Source organism: Pseudomonas sp. CM27 (assembly GCF_013179515.1).
Lineage (GTDB): Bacteria > Pseudomonadota > Gammaproteobacteria > Pseudomonadales > Pseudomonadaceae > Aquipseudomonas.
This window is the reverse complement of sequence record NZ_JABMCN010000476.1, coordinates 1-797: the sequence shown is the minus strand read 5'-3', so window position 1 is coordinate 797 and position 797 is coordinate 1. Positions and strand designations below refer to the sequence as shown.

The 797-nt window shown below is 66.8% G+C and carries 2 protein-coding genes; both read left to right on the top strand.

Annotated features, from left to right (window positions below; genetic code table 11):
* Positions 1-16: 16 nt before the first annotated feature.
* The gene (locus HP547_RS29055; protein WP_172288953.1) at positions 17-436 is read left to right on the top strand and encodes a polyribonucleotide nucleotidyltransferase; all 420 of its coding nucleotides are present in this window, start codon (positions 17-19) and stop codon (positions 434-436) included.
* Between the two features lie 37 nt (positions 437-473).
* The coding region (locus HP547_RS29050; RefSeq protein WP_172288951.1) for a cation transporter at positions 474-797 on the top strand (324 nt) is incomplete at its 3' end.

The following is a 797-nucleotide window of genomic DNA, read 5'->3' as shown; positions in this document are numbered from 1 at the left end:
CTTTTCGGAGATTTACATGCGCATCCCAACCCGCGTCATCGGTGGCGCCCTCATCGCCACCCTGCTGACCCAACTGACCGCCTGCGGCACCCTTTTCTACCCGGACCGTCGCGGCCAGATCGGCGGCAAGATCGACCCAGTGGTTGCCGCCATGGACGCCATCGGCATCCTGTTCTACGTGATCCCGGGCCTGATCGCCTTCGGCATCGACTTCGCCACGGGCGCCATCTACTACCCAGGCGGGCATACCGCACAGGTCGACCCGGGCAAACTGCGCGACGCCGTCGGCCCGGATGGCAAGGTCGACAACCTGAAGCTGCAGGCCATCCTCGAGAGCGAACTGGGCCAGCGCCTGCCGCTGAACGACCCACGGCTGATCCAGCACCGTGGCAGCGTCGAGCAGCTGGCCAGCCTGGGCCTGGTGCCCGCCGCCTGAACCACAAGGGCACTGAGCACAAGGACACTGACCACGGATGAGCACCACCCCGGCTGAACACCAGCGCCTGCTACGCCTGGCCACCCGCGCATCATTGGCGGTGGCCAGCATCCTGGTGCTGAGCAAAGCGCTGGCCTGGTGGCTGAGCGGCTCGGTCAGCCTGCTGGCCGGGCTGACCGACTCGGCACTGGACGCTGTCGCCTCGTTTCTCAACCTGCTCGCCGTGCACTATGCGCTGCGCCCCGCCGACGATGACCACCGTTTTGGCCATGGCAAAGCAGAAGCCCTGGCCGGCATGGCGCAGGCCCTGTTCATCGGTGTCAGTGCGGTGCTGATCGGGGTACAGGCGGTCGAACGCCTG

What these genes read in the sequence shown, in the direction of transcription:
- HP547_RS29055 (WP_172288953.1), top strand. Translation starts at nt 17, where the DNA reads ATGCGCATCCCAACCCGCGTCATCGGTGGCGCCCTCATCGCCACCCTG.